Raw genomic sequence first — 21,708 nt, 5'->3', positions numbered from 1 at the left:
GACACCTGTAGCAGGCGAGAGGGCCGCCAGATCGGTCCAGCCCCACCTGAACACCCCCGCTCCTTCTCGACTCCGGGAGAACCGACGTGACCACGATGTCCCCGGCCGGCACCGGCCGACAGCTGCTCGACGCCGACGAGGCCCGTGTGGCCCGTGCTTCGCGCGAGCTGACCAAGATCGCTGCCGCGCTGGTGAGCCGGCCGATGGATCGTGACCTGCACGAGCAGATGCGCGCCTTCCTCGACAAGGAGTCGGAGGCCTCTCTGGCGTCGTGGGATGTGCTGCTGCAGCGCACGCCGGACCAGCTCAAGGAGCGCATCTCGACGGTCCTGACCGTCCAGGCCCTGCGGACGGCGTCGTGAAGCGGCAGCGTCGGCAGCGCAAGGCGGCCAGGCAGCAGCTCGTCGAGGCGGAGGCCTGGGACGAGGAGCTCGACGAGCCCCAGGAGGCGTCGGCGGACGAGCCGGACGAGACCGGGTGGAAGACGAGCACGGCTCAGATGGCCGGCCTCTCCCGGCTGGTCCGTGCCGGTGTTTGGGCGCTCGTGGTCTCCGGCCCGATCCTCGGCGCGCTCGCGTTCCTTTCCTCGTCTGCTCCCGCCCAGGGCGTGGCCAAGCCGGCCGCCGCAGCGACGCCGGCGTCGTCGGTTGGACCGGCTGGCTTCGCCGAGCTGTTCGTCTCCGCCTATCTGCAGGCCGGCCAGGGCACCGAGCGGGACCTGGCGCCGTACTACTCCGGCTCGGTCGCGCTCGCGGTCAAGCCCGGTACCCGCACGGCCACGCAGTCCACGGTGATCGCGTCCCGCGAGGTCCAGCCCGGCTACTGGTCCGTCACCGTCGCCGCCGACGTCACCGCCCACGACGACCAGGGCAAGTCCACGCGGCTGGGCGTCCAGTACTTCCGTGTCGGTATCCAGGCCACCGGCCCGGCCGGCGCCGGTGGCACCGAGCAGGGCGCCACCGCCGGCTACGCGGCGACGTCGCTGCCGGCGCAGGTGGCCGCACCGGCCGCGCTCAAGCCGGGCGGCCTGGCGTACGAGACCGACCGCGGGTCGAGCAGCGCGGACCCGTCGGTCGAGACCGCCCGCGGGTTCCTGGCCGCCTACCTGACCGGTACGACCGAGCTCGACCGCTACACCTCTCCCGGCACGCGGCTCCAGCCGATCAGCCCTGCGCCGTACGCCGCAGTGAAGGTGACCGGTGTCCAGGACGACTCGTCCGGCTCGGGTCAGCAGAAGGTGCCGGCCGACGGCACGGTGCTGCACCAGCTGGTCCAGGTCGATGCCACGGACCAGGCCGGCAGCCCGGTCTCGCTGAGCTACGCGCTCACCCTCAAGTCCCGCGCCAGCCGCTGGGAGGTCGCGTCCGTCGACGACGCCCCGGCGATCCGCGCGAGCAGCCCGCCCTCGGCGGCGCCGCACACCACCACCCCGAGCCCCGACGCAGCCACGGCATCTGACTCGCCGTCGCCGTCGAACTCCTGAGAAAGAGGAATCGTTCATGCGCACCCTGGCAGCAGCCAACCCCGACCACGTCGTCCTCGCCGGCGACGTCCTCGACTGGGCCAACACCAAGACGGGCCAAGTCCGCACGCTGGTCCTCACCGTGGCCACCCTCATGGCGATCATCGCCGTGCTGATGGCCTGGTGGAAGACGCGCTCCTTCGTCGGCACCCTCGTCGCCATCGTCCTGGCCGCCCTCGTGCTCTGGGGCATCAGCAACCTCAACGTCCTCAAGACCAAGGTCGGCTCCGAGATCGACGACACCGCGGCGTCGGTGTCCGTCGTCCACGTCACCGGCGACGCCCCCGCTCTGGCGGGTGAGGGCTGGCGGGTCTCGTGAGTGCCTCGGAGGAGGAGTTGATCGGGCACTCGTACACACGAGCCCGTAAGCACCCGCTGGTCATCGGCAAGCTCCCGGGAGCCGGCCGGCTCCCGGGAGGGCCCTACACGATCACCCAGGTCATAACCATGGTGATCAGCTTCGGGCTCCTCGTCATGACCAGGGACCTGTGGGCCCACTTCGGCGCCATGAACTTCATCCTCATGGCACTGATCCCCTGGGGCCTGGCCTGGGCGCTGCGGTACGCCCGGCTCGACGGCCGGGACCCGGCACGCGCCGTGCGCAGCCTGCTCATCTACTCCTCCACTCCGGCCCAGGGTCGCCTGGCCGGCAAGCCGCAGCGGGTCGCTCGACCACGACTGGCGACCGCCACCTGCACGGTGCACGTCCGGTCCGCCGAGCGGCCCGCCCCGGCGGCCGCCGCCAAGCCCGTCCCGGCACCCGCTCCCTTGGCCCGGCGCGCAGCCCGCCCGGTACCGGTGCCAGCCGCGGCCGCGGCGGCCCGGGCGGAGCCCAAGACCGGGCTGCAGGCCCTGTTGGCCTCCCTCGACGAGCACTGACCAACCGCCTCGTCATCACCACCAGCACAGAAGGAAGATCCCATGCGTCTCCCCGTCCGGCACATCAGCGGCCACCTCATCTGGACCACTGCCGCCACCGTGTGGGCGGTGTGGCGCGTCGACACCGAGAATTACACCCACGCCAGTAAGTCCACGAAGCGTGAGCGGCTGGACTCCCTGGAGGCCCTCTTCAAGTCCCTGCGGGGCGAAGCCCTCCTGCTCAGCCTGTGCCCGAGCGTCGACGCCGCGTCGGTCGTCACCCGCATGACCGCCGGCGTCGACCTTGACGCCTCCCCTGAGTACGTCGATCTGGCGCTGAAGGTCCTCGACCAACTCCAGGACCTCGAGCTCACCGGCCGCGTCGACTTCCTCGCCGTCCCCCTGCCGCACACCGACTTCAAGCAGAGCAGCCGGGCGGTCCTGTCCTCCCTCCAGGTCGAGGTCATGGGCGCGCTCGGCCTGCCGGTCGCCCCGATCTCCGTCGCCGAGGAGCGCCAGCGCCTGGAGCAGACCAACCGCCTGGCGGCCGGCTGGCCCTCAGGCATCAAGATGCGGCCGGCCACCGAGGCGGAGATCCTGTGGATCTACGGGCACAGCGCCCGTCGAGGCCTGAGCGAGCCGCTCCTTCCCGAGGACGGCGCACCGCGCGCTCTGCGCGGCCGCGGCCACACAGTGACCGCGCACACCCAGGTGATCCTGGACGAGGGCGGCCGCGGTACCCGGGCCTCCAAGGGCCCGACCAACCCCTTCAAGCGCCGCTACCTGCGCGCCACCAGCGAACACGGCGACTCCTACCAGGCGTTCTGCGTTCTCAGCGAGATGCCCGAAGCCTTCCGCTTCCCCGGCAGCGAGTACCTGGCGGCGCTGGACGATTTCAACTTCCCCGTGGACTGGGCTGTCCGGCTGCACGTCGAGTCCGGCTCGAAGGCAGAGCCGAAGAGCCGCCGTCAGCAGCGCGAGCTCGCGCATCAGCGCGGTGAATACGACGGGGAGACCTCCGGGGTGCCGGCCTCCCTCGACAAGGCGTCCTTCGCCCTGGACGAGTACCGCGACCGGCTCACCGCCTCCAGCACCGAGGTCGAGATCCGCGCCACCGTTGCCACCTGCGTGTGGGGAACAACCCCCGACGAGGCCGACGAGAAGGCGACGTCGCTGGCCAACCACTTCGGCGGCAACGACTACACGCTCGTGAGGCCCACCGGCGACCAGGTCGCGCTCTTCCACGGCATGCTGCCCGGCACCAAGACCCCGGGCCCGATGCTCGACTACACCCAGTACCTGCTCGCCCGGGACTTCGCCATGTCGATGCCGTTCTGCGGCGCCGGCCTCGGCGACGACTCCGGCAGCCTCTTCGGCCTCCAGCTCAACGGCGGCGGCGTCCGCCCCGTACTGGTCGACTTCTCCCACGGCCCCCGCGTCAACGCCTCCGCGTCCGCCGCGTTCGTCGGCGAGCTCGGCTCCGGAAAGTCCGTCGCGATGAAGTGCGCGATGTACTCGATCCTCACCACCGGCCACCGCGCCGGCCAGAGGAACTCCCGCGGCCGAGCCCTGGTCATCGACCGCACCCCGCAGCAGGAGTGGTCGCGATTCGCGAACGCCTGCCCCGGCACCACCCAGATCATCAACGTCGACGAGAACGCCGGCGTCTCCCTCGACCCCCTGCGCGTCTTCCGCGGCCCGCGCGCCGCCCGCTACACCGAGTCCTTCCTCACCCCCCTCCTGGACATCGGCTCGATGAGCATCGAGGGCATCACCCTCGCCGAGGCGATCGAGGCCACCCGGCTCGGGCCCAAGCCCAGCATGACCGCGCTGATGGACACGCTCGCCGACCGGGCCCGCACGCCCGACCCGGACGAGCCGAACGACAACGCGGTCCGCGCCGCCGCCTCCGAACTCGTGCGCAAGCTGCGGTCGCTGGCGAAGAAGGACCTCGGCCGCGTCATCTTCGACCCCACGCTGCCGGTCGTACGGATCACCGACGCCGACAGCATCGTCTTCGCCGTCGACCGCCTGGGCCTGCCCACCAAGGAGGAGCTCTCCGAGCACCGCCTCCCAAGCCTGGAGGTCGAAAAGCGCTTCGGTTGGCGGCTGATGTACCTGATGACGGCGCTCTGCCGGGAGATCGCGTTCGCCGACCCGAACGAGTTCGCCGGCGTCTTCCTCGACGAGTGCTGGTGGCTCACCTCGTCCGCGGAGGGCACCAACCTGCTGCTCGAGCTCATCGCCGACGGCCGCAAGCACAACGCCGGCGCTTTCGCAGGCTCGCACGACCCGTATGACATCGGCCCGAAGTCGGAGATCGGCGACAAGATCCGGGCGCTGTTGTCCCACATCTTCGTCTTCCGTCACCGCGGCAAGGCGCTGGCCGCCAGGTGCCTTGAGTTCCTAGATCTCGACCCATCTGACGAGGAGATGCTCAAAGTCATCACCGAGAACCTCTCCCCGCTCAACGTCAGCGAGACCGAGCGCGCCCTGCGGGCCGGCGAGGGCCTCTACCGCGACCTCCGCAAGCGGATCGCGGGGATCAAGGTGCTGATCCCGGCGGACGAGAACGCCGCCGCCGCGATCACTACGACGCCGGGGCAGGGCGCCGAGGAGGACGACGAGGCCGTGGAGTTCGCTGAGGCGGACGGAGCCCTCGCATGAGCCGCATACAGCGAAGGGGGATCAAGCGGCGCCTCGGGCTGATCGCCGTCCTGGTGGCCCTGTTCACCGTGGTGCTGGCCCCTGCGGCCACGGCAGACCCGTCGCCTTCGCCCAGCACCTCCGCGCCGGCTGAGGGCCCGGCCGGCAAGAACCTGAACCAGAAGCCGAAGGACGGCAGCGACGGCTTGCTCCAGCCGTTCAACGTCACCGACAAGGACGGCGTCCCGATCAGCTCCTACACCGTCAAAACGGATACCGGTGGCTGGAAGGACATCGACCTCAAGATCTGGAACATCGTCGCCCAGCTGCTCTTCGGCGTCTCGAAGTGGGTCATCGGCTTCACCTGCTGGCTGATCAAGTGGGCTCTGAACTTCGGACTGGCCAAGGTCATGGTCGGCCCCGTCGAGGACATCTCCAGCACCATCAAGAACCAGGTCATCGACAGGTTGGGGCTTCCCGGCCTGTTCCTGACGTTCGCCGGCTTCTACTGCGGCTGGCTGATCCTCTTCAAGGAGCGCTCACGAGGCTTCGCCGAGATCGGGGTCTCCCTCGTCGTCGCCGCACTGACCACCACCGTGCTCGTCTCGCCGGCCCAGGTGCTGCTCGGCCAGCACGACCAGGCTCAGCCGCAGGGCTCCACCATGCTGCTCTCGGAGGGGGGCCTGGTGGGGAAGTCGAAGGACTTCACTCTGGAGGTCGCCTCCATCGTGCTGGCCGACGACCCGGCGAGCGCCAAGGGCAGCGCCGACCCCAACAACGTGGCGAAGCCGATCACTGACGCCCTCGTGGAGGCGTTCATCGTCAAGCCCAACCAGCTCATGGTGTACGGGCAGACCTTCGACGGACAGTGCGACAAGGCGTTCCGCGAGTTCAAGCTCGCCGAGTTCAACCTCGACCAGCTCGGGATGAACTACTGGGACGCCGCGATGATGGACTCGATCTACGACACGAACTTCATCGGGCAGCTCACCGAGAACTCGAAGAAGTTCGAGGCCGCGTGCGGGGACGTGAAGCCCAAGGCCAAGCGGGCCTCCGCCGACCTCGCCTTCTCTGCTCTGTTCGTCGCGATCGCCGCCGTGATCGTGGCCATCCTCATGATCCTGGTCACCGGCACGTTCCTCACCGCGCAGGGCTGGCTGGCCTTCGAGGCGATCCGCGGCCACTGGGCCCTCACCGCAGGCATCCTGCCCGGCGGCGGCCGCGCCACCCTGTGGCGCTGGTTCTCCGCGATCATCAAGGCAGTCCTCGGCGTCATCATCTCCATCCTCTTCCAGGCGATCTTCATCCTGATCGTCCTGGCCCTCATCGACGCGGAGACCGGCGACGTCCTCGCCGTCAAATTCATCGTCATCGACGTCACCGCCGTCGCCGGTCTGGCCGGCCACAGGCGCATCAAGCAGACCGCGCAGAGCATCGCGGTCAACCTCAACCGCAAGCTCGTCAACGCCCGCGTCGGCGGATCCCGCCGCTCGGTGTTCAACAGCCCCGGTCGCTATGCCGAGACGGCCCCCGGCCTGAAGCAGATGTGGGGCGAGGCCCGCGGCGAGGCCCGGCGCGTGAGCAGGCCCGTCGGCCAGGGCCTGAAGGCCGCCAAGAACGCCTGGGTCGGCTCGCCGCAGGCCAACCGCAAGGCCAGCCGACTGCGGACTGCGGCCCGGCTCGCCACAAACGCCGCCGCAGCCGTGGGCACCGGCGGCGCGAGCGCGGCCGCAAAGGTCGCGGCACAGCAGGCGGCCAAGCAGACCCTGCAGAAGCGGTTGGCCACGGCCGCCGCGAACAAGATGTCCCAGACCCGGGGCGGCAGGGCCACCATGGCCACTGGCAAAGCGGCCGCCGCCACCGCCAGGTACGGCGCGAAGGCAACGAAGTTCGCCTTCATGGCCACCGTCGGCGCGCCGGTGGGCATTCCCCGTGGCGTCGCCGCGACCAAGCGGGGCGCCGCTGCGGCCACCGCCCGGGCCGGGCAGGTGCGCGACCAGCTCAAGGCCGTCAAGGAACGCACCATCGACAAGAAGGTCCAGGAGGCCAAGGACTTCGGCGCCGAGTACAAGCGCAACGTCGTCACGGCTGGCAAGTTCGTCGCCAAGCAGGGCACGAAGGCGCAGGTCAACCTCGGCCTGGCACAGATCCAGTCGAACCCCAGGGCCGCGACTCCTCCCGGCCCGCGAGCCGGCGCCATCGCGCCGAAGGCTCCTGGGGGCGCGCCGACGGCGGCTGGAGCCAAGACACCCGGCAAGCCCGCGACCACGACAGCCGGGACGAAGACGCCAGGTTCGGTGAAGCCCCCGGCCGCCGGGCCGGCGGCGGTGCCGAAGATGCCGACCCCGCCCACCCCTGCACCACCGACACCGCCGGCCAAGCCGTCTGGTCCGCCTCGGGCTATCCGGCGAGCCACCCGGCCGCCCGGCCCGCCCAGGCCCCGGCCGTAGCCGGGGCGCGGCCGGGACCTCCAAGGTCCCGGCCGCCCAGATCACCGCACCAGAACCACCTCACGGGGGACCTCCATGCCCAGAACCGATGCCGCGCGTGTACGTGCTCAGCGCGGGACGATCGCGCTGTTCGTGGCTGCGGCTGTCTTGGCAGCTGTTGGTGTCGCCCTGCTCCTCGGGCTCGGTGGAGGTGAGAGTCCCGCCAGCTCCGGATCGGCTCCGCGTACGAACGCGCCATCCAGCGCAGCGGTCGGGAACGACAAGGACGACCCACCCCCAGCCGAGGCCTCGCCCAAGGCCGAACCGTCCGGGTCTCATGACGTACCCTCCCCGGACCCGGACCCGGCGCCGGTTCCAGCGCCGGTCGACGAGGTGGCCAGGGCTTTCACGACGGCATGGGCCAGCCACGACGCCCGGCCGGGCCGGGACTCTTCGTTCGACGACGCATCCAGGCGTGCCGCCGCCTACGCCGCCGGGGACCTCGCCGAGGACCTGCGCACCCACACCAGCGGCAGCGCCGGCACGCAGCAGTGGCTGAGCTGGAAGGACCGCCAGGTCCAGGTGACCGTGACGGTTCTGCGGGTGTCGCTGCCGGACGGAGCGCCTGCCCCCAGCGAGGACTCCAGCTTCGCGCGCGTGATCTACAAGCTGAAGGAGTCGCCGGCCAAGGGGCCCGTCACCGAGTCCGAAGAGCAGGTGGCACTCAAGCTGCGCCGCGGCGCCGACGGCAGCTGGCGTGTCGTGGGGCTGCCCAATGTCTGAGCAGGGCGAGTCCAAGGTCCTTCGACGGGTGCTGATCGCGGGCCTTGTCTCCTCCCTGCTCGGACTCGGCCTGATCATCAGCGCCGTGCTGGCCCTGTCGTCGGCGATCGGTGAGGACAACACGAGCGACGCACTGGAGAACGCGGGATTCGGCGGCGGCCTGTCGGACACCAAAGAGATACCCGACTGGCTGCGCCCCATCATCCTCGATGCAGTGTCGAGGTACGGCTGTGCGGAGGTCACTCCCTCGCTGATCGCCGCCCAGCTCTACCAGGAGTCCAATTTTCGCAAGAACCCGCCTGACGGCGGAGCCGGCGCGTTGGGCATCGCGCAGTTCATCCCCTCCACCTGGGCGACCGAAGGCATCGACGCCAACAACAAGGGTGGTGCGGACCCGCTGGACCCTGAGGACGCGGTTCCGTCGATGGTGGCCTACGACTGCAAGCTCGCTGATGAGATCCGCAGCGTGCCCGGTGACGTCGTCGACAACATGCTCGCCGCCTACAACGCCGGCGGGAACAACGTGAAGAAGTACGGCGGGATCCCGCCGTACGAGGAGACGCGCAAGTACGTCCGCGAGATCCGGGACCGGGCTGAGCGGTGGTCCGCACCGATGGACGGCAAGACGTCCGGTGGTCTGGCCAAGGTCGTGGCGGGCGCCAAGGAGGCCTACGGCACCCCCTACGTCCTGGGCGGGAACTGCAAGCCCCCATTCCAGGGCTCCAACGGGTGCGACTGCTCCAGCCTGGTCAAGTACGCCTGGAGCAAGGTCGGCGTGAACCTCCCCAGGGTCACGTACGACCAGGTCGACATCGGAACCAAGGTGAACTCGCAGAAGGACCTGCGTCCCGGCGACCTGCTCTTCTCGGGCGGCAGCGCCTCCAGCCCGGAGCACGTTGCCATGTTCATCGGCGGCGGGGAGGTGATCGACGCGCCGCATACCGGTGCCCGCGTCCGGATCAAGCCCCTCTCGTTCTGGAAAGGCCGAATTTTGATCATGAAGCGGCCCGACTACACCGAGCCCGGCTCGGGCAGCACCTCGGGCTCGTGGGTCGCCCCGGTCGCCGACAAGCACATCGGCACCGGCTACCGGGTCTCGGGGTCGATGTGGTCGAGCGGCTACCACACCGGGATCGACTTCCCGGTGCCCACAGGGACCGCGATCCGCGCGGTGGGCCCGGGCACCGTGGTGACGGCCGGCTGGAACAGCGCGTACGGCTACCAGGTGGTGATCAAGCACGGGGACGGCAAGTACTCGCAGTACGCGCACCAGTCCTCGCTGAACGTCTCCGTGGGCCAGCAGGTGAAGGGCGGCGACCGGATCGGATACTCCGGGGCCACGGGCAACGTCAGCGGTCCGCACCTCCACTTCGAGATCCGCACCGGACCGGAGTACGGATCGGACATCGACCCGCTGGCCTACCTCCGCGGTCACGGCGTCGACATCTGACCCGTCGGTCGGCGTCACGTGCCCCTCCACGGGGCCGTGACGCCGACCGACGCAACACCGCGAAGAAATTCGGAGCGGAGTGTCACACCGAGCCGGATCCCGACACCTGTAGCAGGTGAAAGGCCCGTTTGCTCTTTGGAGGTGCCGCCATGCTCCCGACTCCCCCCTTGCCCGCTCCGGCCGCCGCGGCGCCGCCGCGCGCCTCGTTCTCGGGCGGTGGGCGATGACCACGAACGACCTCGTCGACGGCGTGATCGGCTTCATCGGGGACCTTCCGGGTCACGCCGAGCGGCTGGCGGACTCGGTGATGGCCAACGCCTGGTGCGTCGCGCTGCTCGCTCTTGCTGCCGGCGGCGGCGCTGCCGCAGTCCGCTGGGCCCTGTCCCGCGGCCCGATGGCCAAGCGAACGACTCTGGAGGTGCTGCCGACCACGGGCTTCGACCCGAAGCCTGAAGAGGTCATCCGCTTCGGACACCAGATGGCCCGCGCGCACAAGAGCGTGTCGCGCTGGCTCGTCTCCTCGACCCGCACCAGCGCCCTCCGTGTCCGCTTCACCTGCTCCAACGGATCGCTGTCCATGAGGGTCGAGGGCCCGGACCGAGCGATGTCGGTGCTGCGCCACCAGGGCTACGCCCAGGTGGAGATGCGGCCGGTGGAAGCCGACGGCCGGGCTGCGCGCGAACGGCCGCAGATCCGGCTCGGCTCCTGACGCCCCCACGCTCACCACAGACAGGTAGACCATGACCGTCGCACCAGACACGACCGTCGCCCAACCGGTCGACCTCGCCAAGCCGGAAACAGACGGCCGCGGCAGGCCGGCCACCCGGGAGAGGCACTACGCCCGCGCCGAGCTCGCCCTGGCCCTCCCCGACCACCTCGCCCTGCGCGAAGTGCCGCTCACCCCGGATCCGCTCGAGGCCCTGGCCAACGCGGTAGCCGACGTCCGCGAGGACCTCGGTGAGAGCGCCGACGTCGTCCTGGACCTCGTGCCCGTTTCCCCGAACCGTGTCAGCAGCCGCCGCCGGCGCCTGCTGACACAGGCGCGCCGCAACCCTTCCGACGGGCCGGCCATACCCGGCATGCCCCAGCATCGCACCAACCGGTTCGGCTTCGACCTCGGCGCGGTGATGTCCGAGATCGCCACCGAGATGAAAGGCAACCAGGGTGGCGGCGCACGGCAGCGGCAGCACCGCCAACAGCGCACCACCTACCGCATCACGGACATGAAGGCCGCCATGGGCAAGCTCGTCCCCGGGGCCGAGCCCGTCTTCTCCATGCAGCTGCTCGTGCGCACCTGCGCTCGCGACGAGTACCGGGCCCGGATGCTGCTGGACCAGGTCCTCGCCGCGCTGGAGCCGTGGTCCGGCGACAACCACCTGCGCCCCGTCGGTCTCCACCTCGGAGTCACCCGCGTCCGGGCGGACCACTGGATCTACCGGGGCAGGTTCGACCGCCGCTTCGAGACCGGGCTCTTCGTACCGCGCCGGCACTCCTGGGTGACCGCCCAGGAGATCGCCGGGCTGCTCAAGCCGCCCACCAAGCACAACATGGCCCCGAACATCGCCCGCTCGGGCGGAGTCGTCCCGCCGCCGCCCGCAGCGCTGCCGACGTGGACGGGACAGCGCGGTCTGCTGCCTCTCGGGTGGGTGGCGAAGTCCGGCGGCGGGGAGCGCCTCGCCGGTGTCCCGCTGAAGTACCTGCTCTTCGCCCTGTTCCTCGGCAAGTCCGGCTTCGGAAAGACCGAGATGTCGCTCGTGCAGGCGATCGCGATCGCCCACGGCGGGTTCGGCGTCCTCTTCCTTGATCCCCATGGTGACGGCTGGACCCGTGCCCGGCCGTACCTGGCGCACAAGGAACTGGCCGACCGCATTTGGGAGATCGACCTCACGAGCCCCGAGCTCGACAAGATGGTCGGCTCCTGGAACCCGCTGTCGATGGAGCGCCGGCGCGAGTCCGAGATCCCCGACATCGTCCAGTACATCGTCACCGGCTTCGCCGCGGCGTTGAACTGGTCCGACTCGGCCGGCCGTGCGAAGACCATCCTCACGCGCGCGGTCGAGTCCTTGGTGTACCTGTCATGGCACGTCTGCCGCGCCGGCCGGCCCGACCTGGCGCCCACCGTCTTCCAGATCCGCACGATCCTCACGGACGCCGTCTGGCGGACCAACGTGCTGCAGTACCTGCCCAAGGACATCCGGGACTTCTGGGAGAACGTCTTCCCGGGCTACAGCAAGGAAGCCATCCCGGTCGTCACGAACATCATCGAGCGGCTGTCCTCCTCCAACGCGATCAAGGCGTTCCTCGGGTCGAGCCGGTCGACGTACGACATCCGGCACGCCATGGACACCGGGAAGATCGTCTTTGTCTGCCCCGCCGGCACCGGCGACGTCGACCGCATCATCAGCTCCCTGCTGATCTACGACCTCTTCCGGGCCGGCCTCTCGCGGCGGGACACCCCGCCCGACCAGCGGCGCGACTTCTACACCTTTATCGACGAGCTGACCAGCGTGGACGGCGCATCGAAGGGCACCCTCGCCCAGATCACCGAGCAGCTGCGCAAGTACAACGTGAAGTTGCTCGCCATGACGCAGATGGCGCAGCGGTTGAGCGCCACTACCAGGCAGGGCCTGCTGCAGAACCTGTCCATCCTGTCGACGACCGCGTCCGACGTCGACGAGGCGACGCTGGTCACCCGCCGCTGGGGCAAGAAGGTCGCCCCTGACACGGTCGTCCAGCTCAACCGGTACAGCTACGTGATGTCCGTGACGCTCGAGTCGGGTTCGACCGACCCGTTCCGGGTCCGCGGCGCCTCGGTGGAGGACCTGTACGGCGACTACTACCGGCCGCAGAACGAGGAGCGGCTGGCGCGGGCCATCGACGAGAACCTGCAGCGGCGCTCGGTCCGCGACATCCTCACCGACCTGCGCCGCCTGGACTCGCGGCTGCGCCGGTTCGTCGTCACCCTCCATGTTCCGCCGGACGACGACGAACCGGCCGGCGCCGATCTGCCGCCGGACGAGCCCGACTTCGACGAGGCCGCGCCGCCCGCCCCCGAGGGCCCGGACGGGCCGGTCGACGCCACCGTGTCCGGCAGCGGGGCGGCAAGGCCGCGCGTCCACGACAGCGAAGGCACCGTCATCAGCGGCGCGGAGCCGGACCCGGCCGAGGAAGCCCCCAGCAACGTCCACCCGATCAACCCCCACCAGAACCAGTCGAGGCTCGGATGACTCTGCCCCCTGTCGAAGCGGCCGCCGCGGCTGCGCCCACGCGTAGCTTCGTGTCACCCACGCGCAGCTTCCACGCGATCGGCGGCGAGGTCCTGGAGTTGCTGTACCAGCACCGGGTGCTCTCCACCCACCAGCTGCACGTGCTGCTGACCCTGCCCGAGAAGCGGCCGGCCCGCCCCGTGTACCTGCGCTGGCAACTCGCCGAGCTGCTCCAGGCCGGACTGGTCGACCGGATCCGGGCCCAAGGGCCAGGCGGCCGCGGGCGGGTGCAGAGCCAGCCGTTCTTGTGGTTCCTCACCGAAGCCGGCGCCGAGTCCGTGGAGGAGGCCGGCGAACTGCCCGCGCGGCCGTACCGGGTGACGCCCGAGTCCGTCGCTGGCGCCCGGCAGGCGCACACGCTCGCGGTGAACGAGGTCGGGGTCGCCTTCGTCGAGTGGGCGCGTCGGCTGGGGCACGAGTGCGGGCCGCTGGACTGGACCCCCGAAGTCGCCAACCGGATCCGCGACGGCCAACGACGCTTCGAGGACGACCACGTCATCAGCGACGCCGTCCTCAACTACGTGCACGTGGAGAACGGGCGGCGCACCATGCTCAGCTTCTTCGTCGAACTCGACCGCGCCACGATGACCTCCGCGCGGCTCGCCGCGAAGCTGCAGGCGTACGGCCGGCTGTACGAGTACGTCCCGCAGAGCGCGGATCGCACGCGACGCACCCCGAACGCGACCAGGCCGGCGTGGATGTACAACTACCCGGTCTTTCCCCGGGTCCTGGTGGTTCTCGACGCGGCACCGCCGAAGGCCGGGGAGCCGGACCGGCGCCCGCAACGGCTGGCCGCGCGCACCGAGGACCTCTACACGCGCGCCGGTGCGGACGTCCGCCTCAGCCGGCTCAAGGGCGACATCAACATCGGCGTCACCACCCTGCAGCAGCTCCAGGAACACGGGCCCTTCGCCCCGATCTTCACCCCGCTGCTGCGCGGCACTCCGGCCACCCGGCCCGCCCCCACCGACCTCTACCTCGCCACGAAGTGACCGGCCGCTCCCCGCGGCCCTGAAGGAAGCAGCGCCATGACCAGTACCTCGTTCGAGGCTCCGCCGGACGGCGGGAGCATGATCCGGCTCACCGAGATCCTGCACCGCAGCGTCAAGCTGCGGCAGCGGCGATTCGAGATGCTGCCGCTACGTGGCCAGGGCGCCCCCTTCACTGAGCCCCACGCCCGCAACCCCTCCGACACCCTGCCACCGTCCGAACTCGCCGACCTGATCTCCTCCATGTCCGTCATCGGCCTCCTGGAGCCGGTCCTGGCCGAGGAGATCCTCGTCGACGGCACGGCGCCGACAATCCGCCTGGTCACCGGGGAGCGCCGTCTGCGCGCGATGCGCTGGGGCGCCGTCAACCGGCCGGAGAACCCGCACTTCCAGGCGCTGCCGGCCGTGGTCTGCCCGGGCCCGTTGTCCGAGGAGGAGCGTCACATGTGGCGCTTCGTCGAGAACTTCGCCCGCGAGCCCCTCCGGCCCGGGGAGCAGGCCGCCGCGTTGCTGTACCAGCGGTGCGCCATCCTCGTCGGCAAGCTCCTCAAGGCCGGCAAGCCCGTGCCGCAAGAGGTCTACGCGATCCCCGACCCGGCCGAACGCTTCCTTGCCCTGGAGAAGATCCGCGGCACCGACAGTTCCTGCGCCGCCCCCTGGAGCGAGGTGCTGGACCGCCTGGGGCTGCAGCTCAACGAGCGCAAGGCCAGTGAACTCGTACGGGCCTTCCGCGCGCTGCCGCGTGACCTCACCGAGGAGATGGACGAAGCCGCGATCCGCCTGAACACGAGGATCAGATTCGCCGAGCTCCGCAACGGCCGGGCACAGGCTGCCGAGGGCATCTGGGCAGCCTTGAAGTCCTCCAAGCGGCTCCACCTGCTCCCGACCGCCGTGAACGTCGGCCTGGAGGAGCCCGAGCTCGGACCAGAAGAGATCATCACCGAAGCCGAGGAACGGCAGGACGCGGCGAACGCCGACCGCCGGGCCAAGCTCACCCGGGTCCCCACCCGCGAGCTGGGCCATCCGATGCAGCCGACGGCGCCAGCGGAAGCCGCCGCAGAAGCGACGCCGGCCGACACCGCCCCGAGTCGTCCGGCGGTGGAGTCGAACACGATCCGTACCGCCCTGGACGGCATCCGCGGGCTGCTGGCCGAGGTCCGGGCCGGCAAGGAGATCGCGCGGTACGACCGCGGCTCCCTGCGCCTTGCCCTGCGCGAGCTCCACGACCACCTCGAAGGCGCCACCGCCGACGGCGCGACGGACCACGATGCAACCACCGAAGGAAGCGAAGCAGCATGACCAGTGTCTCCCTGCCCATCCCGACCGTCGGCGTGCCCCTTCCGGGCCGAGGCTGCGACTGCAACAGCTGCGCCTTCTACGCCGGGCCCGACGGCCGGGGCGGCCCGGCGACCGTCGAGCCCCTGTGCACCGGCCAGAACTCCGACTGCCGGTTCTGCGGGTGCTCGGCGGCCGAGGCGGACGCTCCGGCGAACGCGTGCGTGACCCGCAAGTGCCCGATCCGGTGCGGGAGCCGGACCGACATAGCCGGGTGGATGGCGGACGTCGGCGGCACCCTGACCTTCGACGACATCACCGTCGACAGCACGCTGCCCGACGGCCTGCCTGCCTTCATCCCCATGACCGACGGCTCCGCGGTCACCAAGCTCGACGCCAGCCTGAACTGGCCTGCCTACGGAGTCGGTCTGCGGCGCGTGTTCTCGCCCGACACCCACACACTCTACAAGCGGTTCACCGAGCAGACCGCCCGCCAGGCCCTCGCCCTCGGGGACCACCAGAAGGCCGTGCTGGTCGGCTACGGCGAGGACCCGCTCGTCGAGGCCTTCTGGACCCGCCGCGGCCGCGACAGGCTCGTCGAGCGGATCGCGGAGCAGGAGTGGGACCTGGTCCTCTCGTGCAACTACAGCATCTACGGGGACTGGCCGCGCACCGAACACCTGCTCAACATGCGCCGATCGCTCCTGCTCGCGCAGGAGTTCACCGAGGCCGGCGTGAACGTCGTGCCGAACGTGTACTGGTTCCGGCTCGAGGACCTCCAGCGCTACCTCTCCTGGATCGAGGACACCCAGCCGGCCGGCATCGCCATCAACGTGCAGACGGTCCGAGACAACGCCGACTGGGACAGCTGGGAGCGGCCCGGCCTGCACTTCCTGGCAGAGACCCTCCCTGATGACATGCCGGTCATCCTCACCGGTCTGTCCCGGGCCAACCGCATCGCCGAGATGGCCGAGATCTTCGGCCCCCGGCTGACCCTGATCTCCCAGAACCCCCATCAGTACGCCCTGCACGGCGCGGTCATGACCGCCAACGGCCGCGAGGACGTCCACGCCCGGACCGAGGACGCCTTCGCCGCGACCGTCCAGTACATGGCCTCGCTCCTGCCCAGCCGCTGAAAACTTCTTCGTCCGCACTGTCACACCGGCGGCTCCTCCCACACCTGTAGCAGGTGAAAGCACCTTCGGGAGGAGCCTCCGTGACGACTGAACCCCACCCCACCGATGCCGAGACGGCGGAGCCGACGCCGGCCGCTCCGGCCTGGCGGCTGTGGATCCTGCTCGTCTGGCACCCCGCGCTCGGCCTCCCCGTCGACCCGGTCGCGGTACTCGCCCTCGACGACAGCCGACAGCCGGCCCAGCGGGTCGTGCGCTGGGTCACCCTCGTCTACGAAACGGCCGACCCCTGGCGCGAGCGCCTGCGCGAGGACACCACCAACGAGGACATCGAGCGCTGGATCCAGCAGTCCGGCGGCGCGTGCTCGCTCGAGCCAGCCGACATCCCCGAGGGCGCGCTCGACCTCACGCACGCAGCCGATCTCGTTCTGAACGAACTGCTCGCCGAGGTCATCCCTGCGCTCCCGCCGCGGGGTGACGGCTGATGGGCACCGGCAGCAAGTCCTCGCACGCCTCCTACGCGGTGGGGCCCACCACGGCATCCGAGGCGGACGACGTGGTGGCCGAGGCGCCCGTACAGCCGATGTCCGACGAGGAGGTCCAGGCCAAGGCCGACCTCGTGGTCGCAATGGACCTGATGGGGGAGCTCGCCGACCCGCCGTTCGCCCTCGATCCCGAGGACGAGGTCCCGACGGATCCCGTCGAGCGGTACGACCTCTTCGTCGGCCAGGTCGAGCAGGCCCAAGAGGCCATCGAGAAGCTGAAGGCGGCGGGCGCCTCCGACGAGGAGATCGAAGCCCACACCAAGGCGCTCAAGGCGCAGACGCTGGCCTATCTGAACTCGCTCGACGAGGACGATCTGCGCGAGATCGCCGAGGCCAAGGGCTTCGAGCACCCCGCGCTGGTGGGCCTGTCCGGTAAGGGCCAGCACCCCCTGGTCCACTGGCTCGACCCCGCATACCCGGGCGACATCCCGTCCAAGGCCAAGATCCAGGCCGCCGCGCTCAGCCGGTACAACGAGCTGCTCGCCGGCAAGACGGTCGGCGGAATGACGCTCGCCAACCTGCACGAAATCGAGGGCACCGAGCCGCCCCTCAGCGGCGGCGCCTGGAAGGCCACGCCGGACGAGGTAGCGTCCTCCGCCCAGGCGGTGACCGCGTCGATCGGCGCCTGGAACGAGGCGAAGAAGACCTACGGGCCTCAGTCTCAGCAACAGAGGGCCGAGGCCCTGCACACGATGCTCGCGGCTGAGCAGAAGTTGGCGTCGGCCGACTGTCCCGAGCTCGGCGAGGACCTGGCGAAGGCCAAGGCCGAGGCCAAGTCGGCGGTCGACGAGGCTCTCCACCACGCGTACCTGCCGCCGAAGGACCTCCAGCCTCTGGTACAGCAGGCTCTCGCTTCGGGGCAGCTGAGCGAGACCGAGGCGATGCACCTCGGTGGTCACCAGCTCGTGGCACTGGTGCGGCCGAGTACACCCGAGTGCGAAGTGCAGTCGCTGAAGGCCCTGGCAGTCAAACGCCAGGAACAGCTGGCGAGCCTCGACGCCGGCTACGCCGCGCACATTGCAATGGCTCCCGAGGGCGGGAAGCCGCTGAACCTGCCGCCTGCCGGCGACCCGGGTGCGCCCCAGGCGATCGCCGCGTGGGCGAAGAACGCCGGCGACGTCCAAGACATGCAGGGGCATGTGAAGGGCTGGTACGCCAGTACCCAGCAAGGCGGTGCCAGCGACACCCCGTACGCCGAGCACCCGGCTCTCGAACCGGGAAAGTATCTCCACCCTGGCCATCTGACGAGCGACTTCAAGTCGTGGGCCGCGAAGCAGAAGCTCTCCGACCTGCGCACCGTCGCAGGCGAGCTGGGCATGGACAACAACGCCAAGGCCACGCGTGCCCAGGTCCAGAACTACATCGCCGCGAGTTTCAACAAGAAGTACGACCAGCAGGCCATCAAGGACAAGGTCACCGCGGACATCGCGAAGAAGGCGGCAGCCAAGGCCACCAAGGCGGCAGCCGCCGCGGCGCCTGCGGCGAAGCCCGATGGCGGTTTGGCGTCGGACGAGGCGGTCCAGGCCCTGGCAAGCAAGCTGCCAGCGAACGGCGCCGGCTCCGTGGCGAAGCCAGCCGCGTCTGCGGCGAAGCCGTTGAAGGCACCGAAGCCGGGCTCGTTCAACGCCAACGTCCAGGACATGATGGCAGCGGTCCAGCACGCCAAGGCGACCAACCAGGACGTGCCGGCCCGCGTCGACGCGAAAGAGGTCGCCAGCTGGACCTTCGGTCCCGGCACCACAGCGTCGAACCTCGGCGGAACGTATGCCAAGACCGTCCACGCTGCCCCCGACGGCTCGCAGTGGATGTTCAAGGCCGACCACAACCACGGCGGCGCTCTGGGGCACACCGAAGCCGCTGCGTCCCACGTCTTGTCGCTGGGCGGCGTACCGGCCGTGCCGGTGTACCACCACAAGAAGGCCGACGGAACGGCCGGCTCCATCCAGCCGCTCCTCAAGGACGCCAAGCCGTTCACGTCCAGCCCGAGCCAGTGGACGCAGTTCCAGGTCGACGCGATCGTCCGGTCGCACGTGGGGTCGTGGCTCGTCGGCGAACACGACGGTCACCAGGACAACTGGCTGACCACGCCCTCCGGCGGCCTCGTGCAAATCGACCGCGGCCAGGCCTTCAAGCACTTCGGTGCGGACAAGCTGTCGGTCGACTACGCCCCCAGCGGCGGGGGCGGGTTCACCCCCGTCCACCTGAAGCTCTACCAGGCCGCCCTGGGCGGTGGTCTCGCCAACGGCGTCAAGATCAACCCGGCCGCCGCACACCCGGTGATCAAGAAGTTCGAGTCCATGCCGGACGCACAGCTGCGCTCCATCCTGCACTCCACCGCGCACGAGGGCGCAAAGGCCGGCGTGGCGTGGGTGCCGCAGATGCGCAGCCGGGCGGCCAAGGCCCTGAAGATCCCGCAGTCCCAGGTCACGCACGACCAGATCGCCACGGCGTTTCTGGACCACGCCGTAGAGAGGAAGAACAACTTGCGCCAGAACTTCTCCGACTTCTTCGTCAAGCAGCTGGGCCTGCCCTCTGGCGCCTCCCTCAAGCACGGCGGTGGTAGCTGATGGGAACCGGATCGAAGTCGAGCCACCAGAGCTACGCGGTCAGCCCCACCGCACTCGCCGAGGCCCCCGCTGCCCCGCTGGACATCACCGGCGCGCCGGCACCGGGTGAGGGGACCGACCTCACGGGCGCGGCCGCGGGAGCTGCGGGGGAGCCGGCGTTCGAGGTGCCCGAACTCCCCGAGCCGGTTGTCGAGCCAGCTCCCCCTGCGGAACCTCCGGCCGGCGAGGATCCGCTGGCGGAGCTCGACGCGCTCCTGGGCACCGAATCCGAGCCCGAGCCTGTTGCGGCCGCCGCGCCGCCTGAGGAAGAGGCCCAGGAGGCGTCTGTCGAAGGGGAGTTGCAGAGCAGCAGCGAGGAGCCGTCGGCGGAGGAAGCCGTGCTGCTCCAGGCCGAGGACAACGCGGAGGTCCAGGAGGAAGAGGAGGAGACGGACCCGCCGCTGACGCCGGTGCCGGCGGCGCCTCCAGTGGGCGAGCCCACGGGTACGCCGATCCTGGTGGGTGGGGATGACTTCATCAACTCCGAAGCCACTCTGGTCGCCTACGACTCGCCGGACGGCCCGCGGGAGGTGCTGCTCACGCACATATCCGAGGAGGCGGAGGAGAAGCTCCTCGACGCGCTGAGCATCCCCGGCACGCACATGGAGGAGATCCAGGTCGAGGAGGAGGTCAAGGAGCGCCTCGATCTCGACAAGGAGAAGAAGCTGGCCGAGCTGACCAAGACCGCGGTCAGCTCGGTGCAGCACAAGCTGAAGACCGGTTCCGAGATGTCGGACGCGTCGATCGCCAAGCACCAGGCCGCTGTCGACGCTGTCTCTGCTGTCCTCAACGACCCGTCGATCAGCGACGAGGAGAAGGCCATGGCCCAGCACTACATGGACCAGCTGAGCGTCGTGAAGGACAAGATCGAAAACGGCGGCGTGCCCATGCCGTGGATGGACGCCTACGAGGTGACCGCGACCAAGATGGTCACCAAGCAGGTACCGGTGCCCGACGGGGAGCCGGAGCCCGGCACGCTCGCCGCGACGGTCCGCAAGGCCAGCAGGATCCAGGCGAACCTCGACCCGGCCACCGGGCAGACGTCGTGGGACGGTGTCGCCCGTTCTTCCGCCAAAGGCACGGAGTACGAGATCGACATGGGCGACGGCTGGAAGGCCGTCTACCGCCCTTACAAGGACAACGATCCGGCGAGCACAGAGTTCTCGCTGCGGGGACAACTCGAAGTCCACGCTCCTGCGGGCGCCGGCCACGGCAAGGACCTTGTGGAGCGGCTGGAACAGCTGCACCTGATGAACAAGCCGATGACCGCGGCCGAGGGCGAGTGGACGTATCTGGCGAACAACATCCAGGCCCAGGGGCTGGAGGGCTCCGCCGGCATGAAGGCCGCCATGGAGACGGCTCAGGGGCTCCAGGATCTCCAGGTCCAGGAGATCGTGCACCAGCGCATGGAGTCCCTCATGGGTCTCGACAGCGACGCGCTGCAGACGGCCATGAAGAGGATCCACCTGGAGGCATCTCACAAGGTGCTGCCGATGAAGGTCGAGGTCGTCCGAGACGCCGTCGCGAAGGCCTCCGGGTTTTCCAGCGGCGCCGAACTGGCGGCCAGCCCGGGCTACGAGCCCACGCCCTCGACCAGCGGCAAGTGGCTGACCTGGTCCCGCTTCGACGTGACCGGCAACAAGGCGGAGATCCAGAGCGCGTTCAAGGGCCGGTCGTTGAGCCACAACCTCAACGGCGGCGATCTCGCCAGTCTCCTCGGCGTCGGGGTCCTGGCTTCCACGGAGAAGCGGGCCGTGATGGGTATCGGCGGCGGACTCGGCTTGAGCGAGCAGGCCGACAAGATGACCGGCGGTGCCAACTCGGTGTTCCTGCGCGTCAAGAAGACTCCCGCCAAGCCGGGCGGCGGCCGGCTGATCTGGGACGACCCGAGCGTGCTCATGCAGCGCAGCGACTACTACGCCTACAACGGCGACCACTACGGCGCCATCAACCCGGCGCACCACAACTACAACGCGGGGGCCATCACACGGGACCCGATGAAGATCGCCAAGTTCACCAGCAGCAGCAACGAAATCATGTTCCGCAACGGAATCGACCTGCTCGGCGCGGAGGCCCCCAGCCGGATCGTGTGCCACACCGCCGCGGAGCGCAGCAGCATCCTTGCCTCCCTCACCGCGCGGGGCATCACCCAGCTCGGCGGGAAGCCCGTCGAGGATGTCCTGTGCACGGAAGCCGACTACTAGAG

Annotated in this window: 16 protein-coding genes; all 16 read left to right on the top strand. The window is 69.9% G+C overall.

Annotation, left to right across the window (positions count from 1 at the left end; translation table 11 throughout):
- Positions 1-95 precede the first annotated feature (95 nt).
- Positions 96-362, top strand: coding sequence for a hypothetical protein (locus IG88_RS0130365; protein WP_031048149.1), 267 nt, complete (start codon positions 96-98; stop codon positions 360-362).
- The gene (locus IG88_RS0130360; RefSeq protein WP_051852123.1) at positions 359-1,483 is read left to right on the top strand and encodes a conjugal transfer protein; all 1,125 of its coding nucleotides are present in this window, start codon (positions 359-361) and stop codon (positions 1,481-1,483) included. Before IG88_RS0130365 ends, IG88_RS0130360 begins: the two co-directional genes overlap by 4 nt.
- Before the next feature lie 16 nt (positions 1,484-1,499).
- The gene (locus tag IG88_RS0130355) at positions 1,500-1,841 is read left to right on the top strand and encodes a hypothetical protein (protein ID WP_031048144.1); all 342 of its coding nucleotides are present in this window, start codon (positions 1,500-1,502) and stop codon (positions 1,839-1,841) included.
- Positions 1,838-2,401, top strand: a complete 564-nt coding sequence (locus IG88_RS0130350) for a hypothetical protein (protein WP_107452347.1) — start codon at positions 1,838-1,840, stop codon at positions 2,399-2,401. The genes IG88_RS0130355 and IG88_RS0130350 overlap by 4 nt, the downstream gene beginning before the upstream one ends.
- Before the next feature lie 42 nt (positions 2,402-2,443).
- Positions 2,444-5,047 (top strand): ATP-binding protein, encoded by a 2,604-nt coding sequence (locus IG88_RS0130345; RefSeq protein WP_031048139.1) that lies wholly within the window; start codon positions 2,444-2,446, stop codon positions 5,045-5,047.
- Positions 5,044-7,476 carry a hypothetical protein gene (locus IG88_RS0130340; RefSeq protein ID WP_234332371.1) on the top strand — a complete coding sequence of 811 codons (2,433 nt, stop codon included), beginning with the start codon at positions 5,044-5,046 and terminating at the stop codon, positions 7,474-7,476. The genes IG88_RS0130345 and IG88_RS0130340 overlap by 4 nt, the downstream gene beginning before the upstream one ends.
- A 372-nt stretch (positions 7,477-7,848) precedes the next feature.
- Entirely contained in the window at positions 7,849-8,238 is a 390-nt protein-coding gene (locus IG88_RS0130335; RefSeq protein ID WP_051852122.1) for a hypothetical protein, read from the top strand.
- Positions 8,231-9,688 (top strand): peptidoglycan DD-metalloendopeptidase family protein, encoded by a 1,458-nt coding sequence (locus IG88_RS0130330; RefSeq protein ID WP_234332368.1) that lies wholly within the window; start codon positions 8,231-8,233, stop codon positions 9,686-9,688. The genes IG88_RS0130335 and IG88_RS0130330 overlap by 8 nt, the downstream gene beginning before the upstream one ends.
- 223 nt (positions 9,689-9,911) lie before the next feature.
- Entirely contained in the window at positions 9,912-10,397 is a 486-nt protein-coding gene (locus tag IG88_RS0130325; RefSeq protein WP_031048130.1) for a hypothetical protein, read from the top strand.
- A 31-nt stretch (positions 10,398-10,428) separates the two neighbouring features.
- On the top strand, positions 10,429-12,915 hold the full coding sequence (locus IG88_RS0130320; RefSeq protein WP_031048129.1) for an ATP/GTP-binding protein: 2,487 nt from the start codon (positions 10,429-10,431) through the stop codon (positions 12,913-12,915).
- Positions 12,916-12,965: 50 nt separating this feature from the next.
- The gene (locus IG88_RS0130315) at positions 12,966-13,946 is read left to right on the top strand and encodes a replication-relaxation family protein (RefSeq protein ID WP_051852121.1); all 981 of its coding nucleotides are present in this window, start codon (positions 12,966-12,968) and stop codon (positions 13,944-13,946) included.
- 36 nt (positions 13,947-13,982) lie between these two features.
- A complete protein-coding gene (locus IG88_RS0130310) occupies positions 13,983-15,242 on the top strand; it encodes a ParB N-terminal domain-containing protein (protein ID WP_031048126.1) in 1,260 nt (419 codons plus the stop codon).
- Complete coding sequence (locus tag IG88_RS0130305; protein WP_031048123.1) at positions 15,239-16,354, top strand: DUF4417 domain-containing protein; 1,116 nt, start codon at positions 15,239-15,241, stop codon at positions 16,352-16,354. The genes IG88_RS0130310 and IG88_RS0130305 overlap by 4 nt, the downstream gene beginning before the upstream one ends.
- Positions 16,355-16,434: 80 nt before the next feature.
- Positions 16,435-16,836, top strand: a complete 402-nt coding sequence (locus IG88_RS0130300) for a hypothetical protein (protein WP_234332366.1) — start codon at positions 16,435-16,437, stop codon at positions 16,834-16,836.
- Positions 16,836-19,463 carry a hypothetical protein gene (locus IG88_RS0130295; protein ID WP_031048119.1) on the top strand — a complete coding sequence of 876 codons (2,628 nt, stop codon included), beginning with the start codon at positions 16,836-16,838 and terminating at the stop codon, positions 19,461-19,463. The genes IG88_RS0130300 and IG88_RS0130295 overlap by 1 nt, the downstream gene beginning before the upstream one ends.
- Positions 19,463-21,706 carry a hypothetical protein gene (locus IG88_RS0130290; RefSeq protein ID WP_051852120.1) on the top strand — a complete coding sequence of 748 codons (2,244 nt, stop codon included), beginning with the start codon at positions 19,463-19,465 and terminating at the stop codon, positions 21,704-21,706. Before IG88_RS0130295 ends, IG88_RS0130290 begins: the two co-directional genes overlap by 1 nt.
- Positions 21,707-21,708: the final 2 nt, after the last annotated feature.

The sequence above is a fragment of the Streptomyces sp. NRRL F-5650 genome (assembly GCF_000721365.1).
Lineage (GTDB): Bacteria > Actinomycetota > Actinomycetes > Streptomycetales > Streptomycetaceae > Streptomyces > Streptomyces ardesiacus.
Note: the sequence above shows the minus strand (reverse complement) of the source record. Positions and strands in the feature narration are given on the sequence as shown.

What these genes read in the sequence shown, in the direction of transcription:
- IG88_RS0130365 (WP_031048149.1), top strand. Translation starts at nt 96, where the DNA reads ATGTCCCCGGCCGGCACCGGCCGACAGCTGCTCGACGCCGACGAGGCC.
- IG88_RS0130355 (WP_031048144.1), top strand. Translation starts at nt 1,500, where the DNA reads ATGCGCACCCTGGCAGCAGCCAACCCCGACCACGTCGTCCTCGCCGGC.
- IG88_RS0130345 (WP_031048139.1), top strand. Translation starts at nt 2,444, where the DNA reads ATGCGTCTCCCCGTCCGGCACATCAGCGGCCACCTCATCTGGACCACT.
- IG88_RS0130340 (WP_234332371.1), top strand. Translation starts at nt 5,044, where the DNA reads ATGAGCCGCATACAGCGAAGGGGGATCAAGCGGCGCCTCGGGCTGATC.
- IG88_RS0130330 (WP_234332368.1), top strand. Translation starts at nt 8,231, where the DNA reads ATGTCTGAGCAGGGCGAGTCCAAGGTCCTTCGACGGGTGCTGATCGCG.
- IG88_RS0130325 (WP_031048130.1), top strand. Translation starts at nt 9,912, where the DNA reads ATGACCACGAACGACCTCGTCGACGGCGTGATCGGCTTCATCGGGGAC.
- IG88_RS0130320 (WP_031048129.1), top strand. Translation starts at nt 10,429, where the DNA reads ATGACCGTCGCACCAGACACGACCGTCGCCCAACCGGTCGACCTCGCC.
- IG88_RS0130310 (WP_031048126.1), top strand. Translation starts at nt 13,983, where the DNA reads ATGACCAGTACCTCGTTCGAGGCTCCGCCGGACGGCGGGAGCATGATC.
- IG88_RS0130305 (WP_031048123.1), top strand. Translation starts at nt 15,239, where the DNA reads ATGACCAGTGTCTCCCTGCCCATCCCGACCGTCGGCGTGCCCCTTCCG.
- IG88_RS0130295 (WP_031048119.1), top strand. Translation starts at nt 16,836, where the DNA reads ATGGGCACCGGCAGCAAGTCCTCGCACGCCTCCTACGCGGTGGGGCCC.
- IG88_RS0130290 (WP_051852120.1), top strand. Translation starts at nt 19,463, where the DNA reads ATGGGAACCGGATCGAAGTCGAGCCACCAGAGCTACGCGGTCAGCCCC.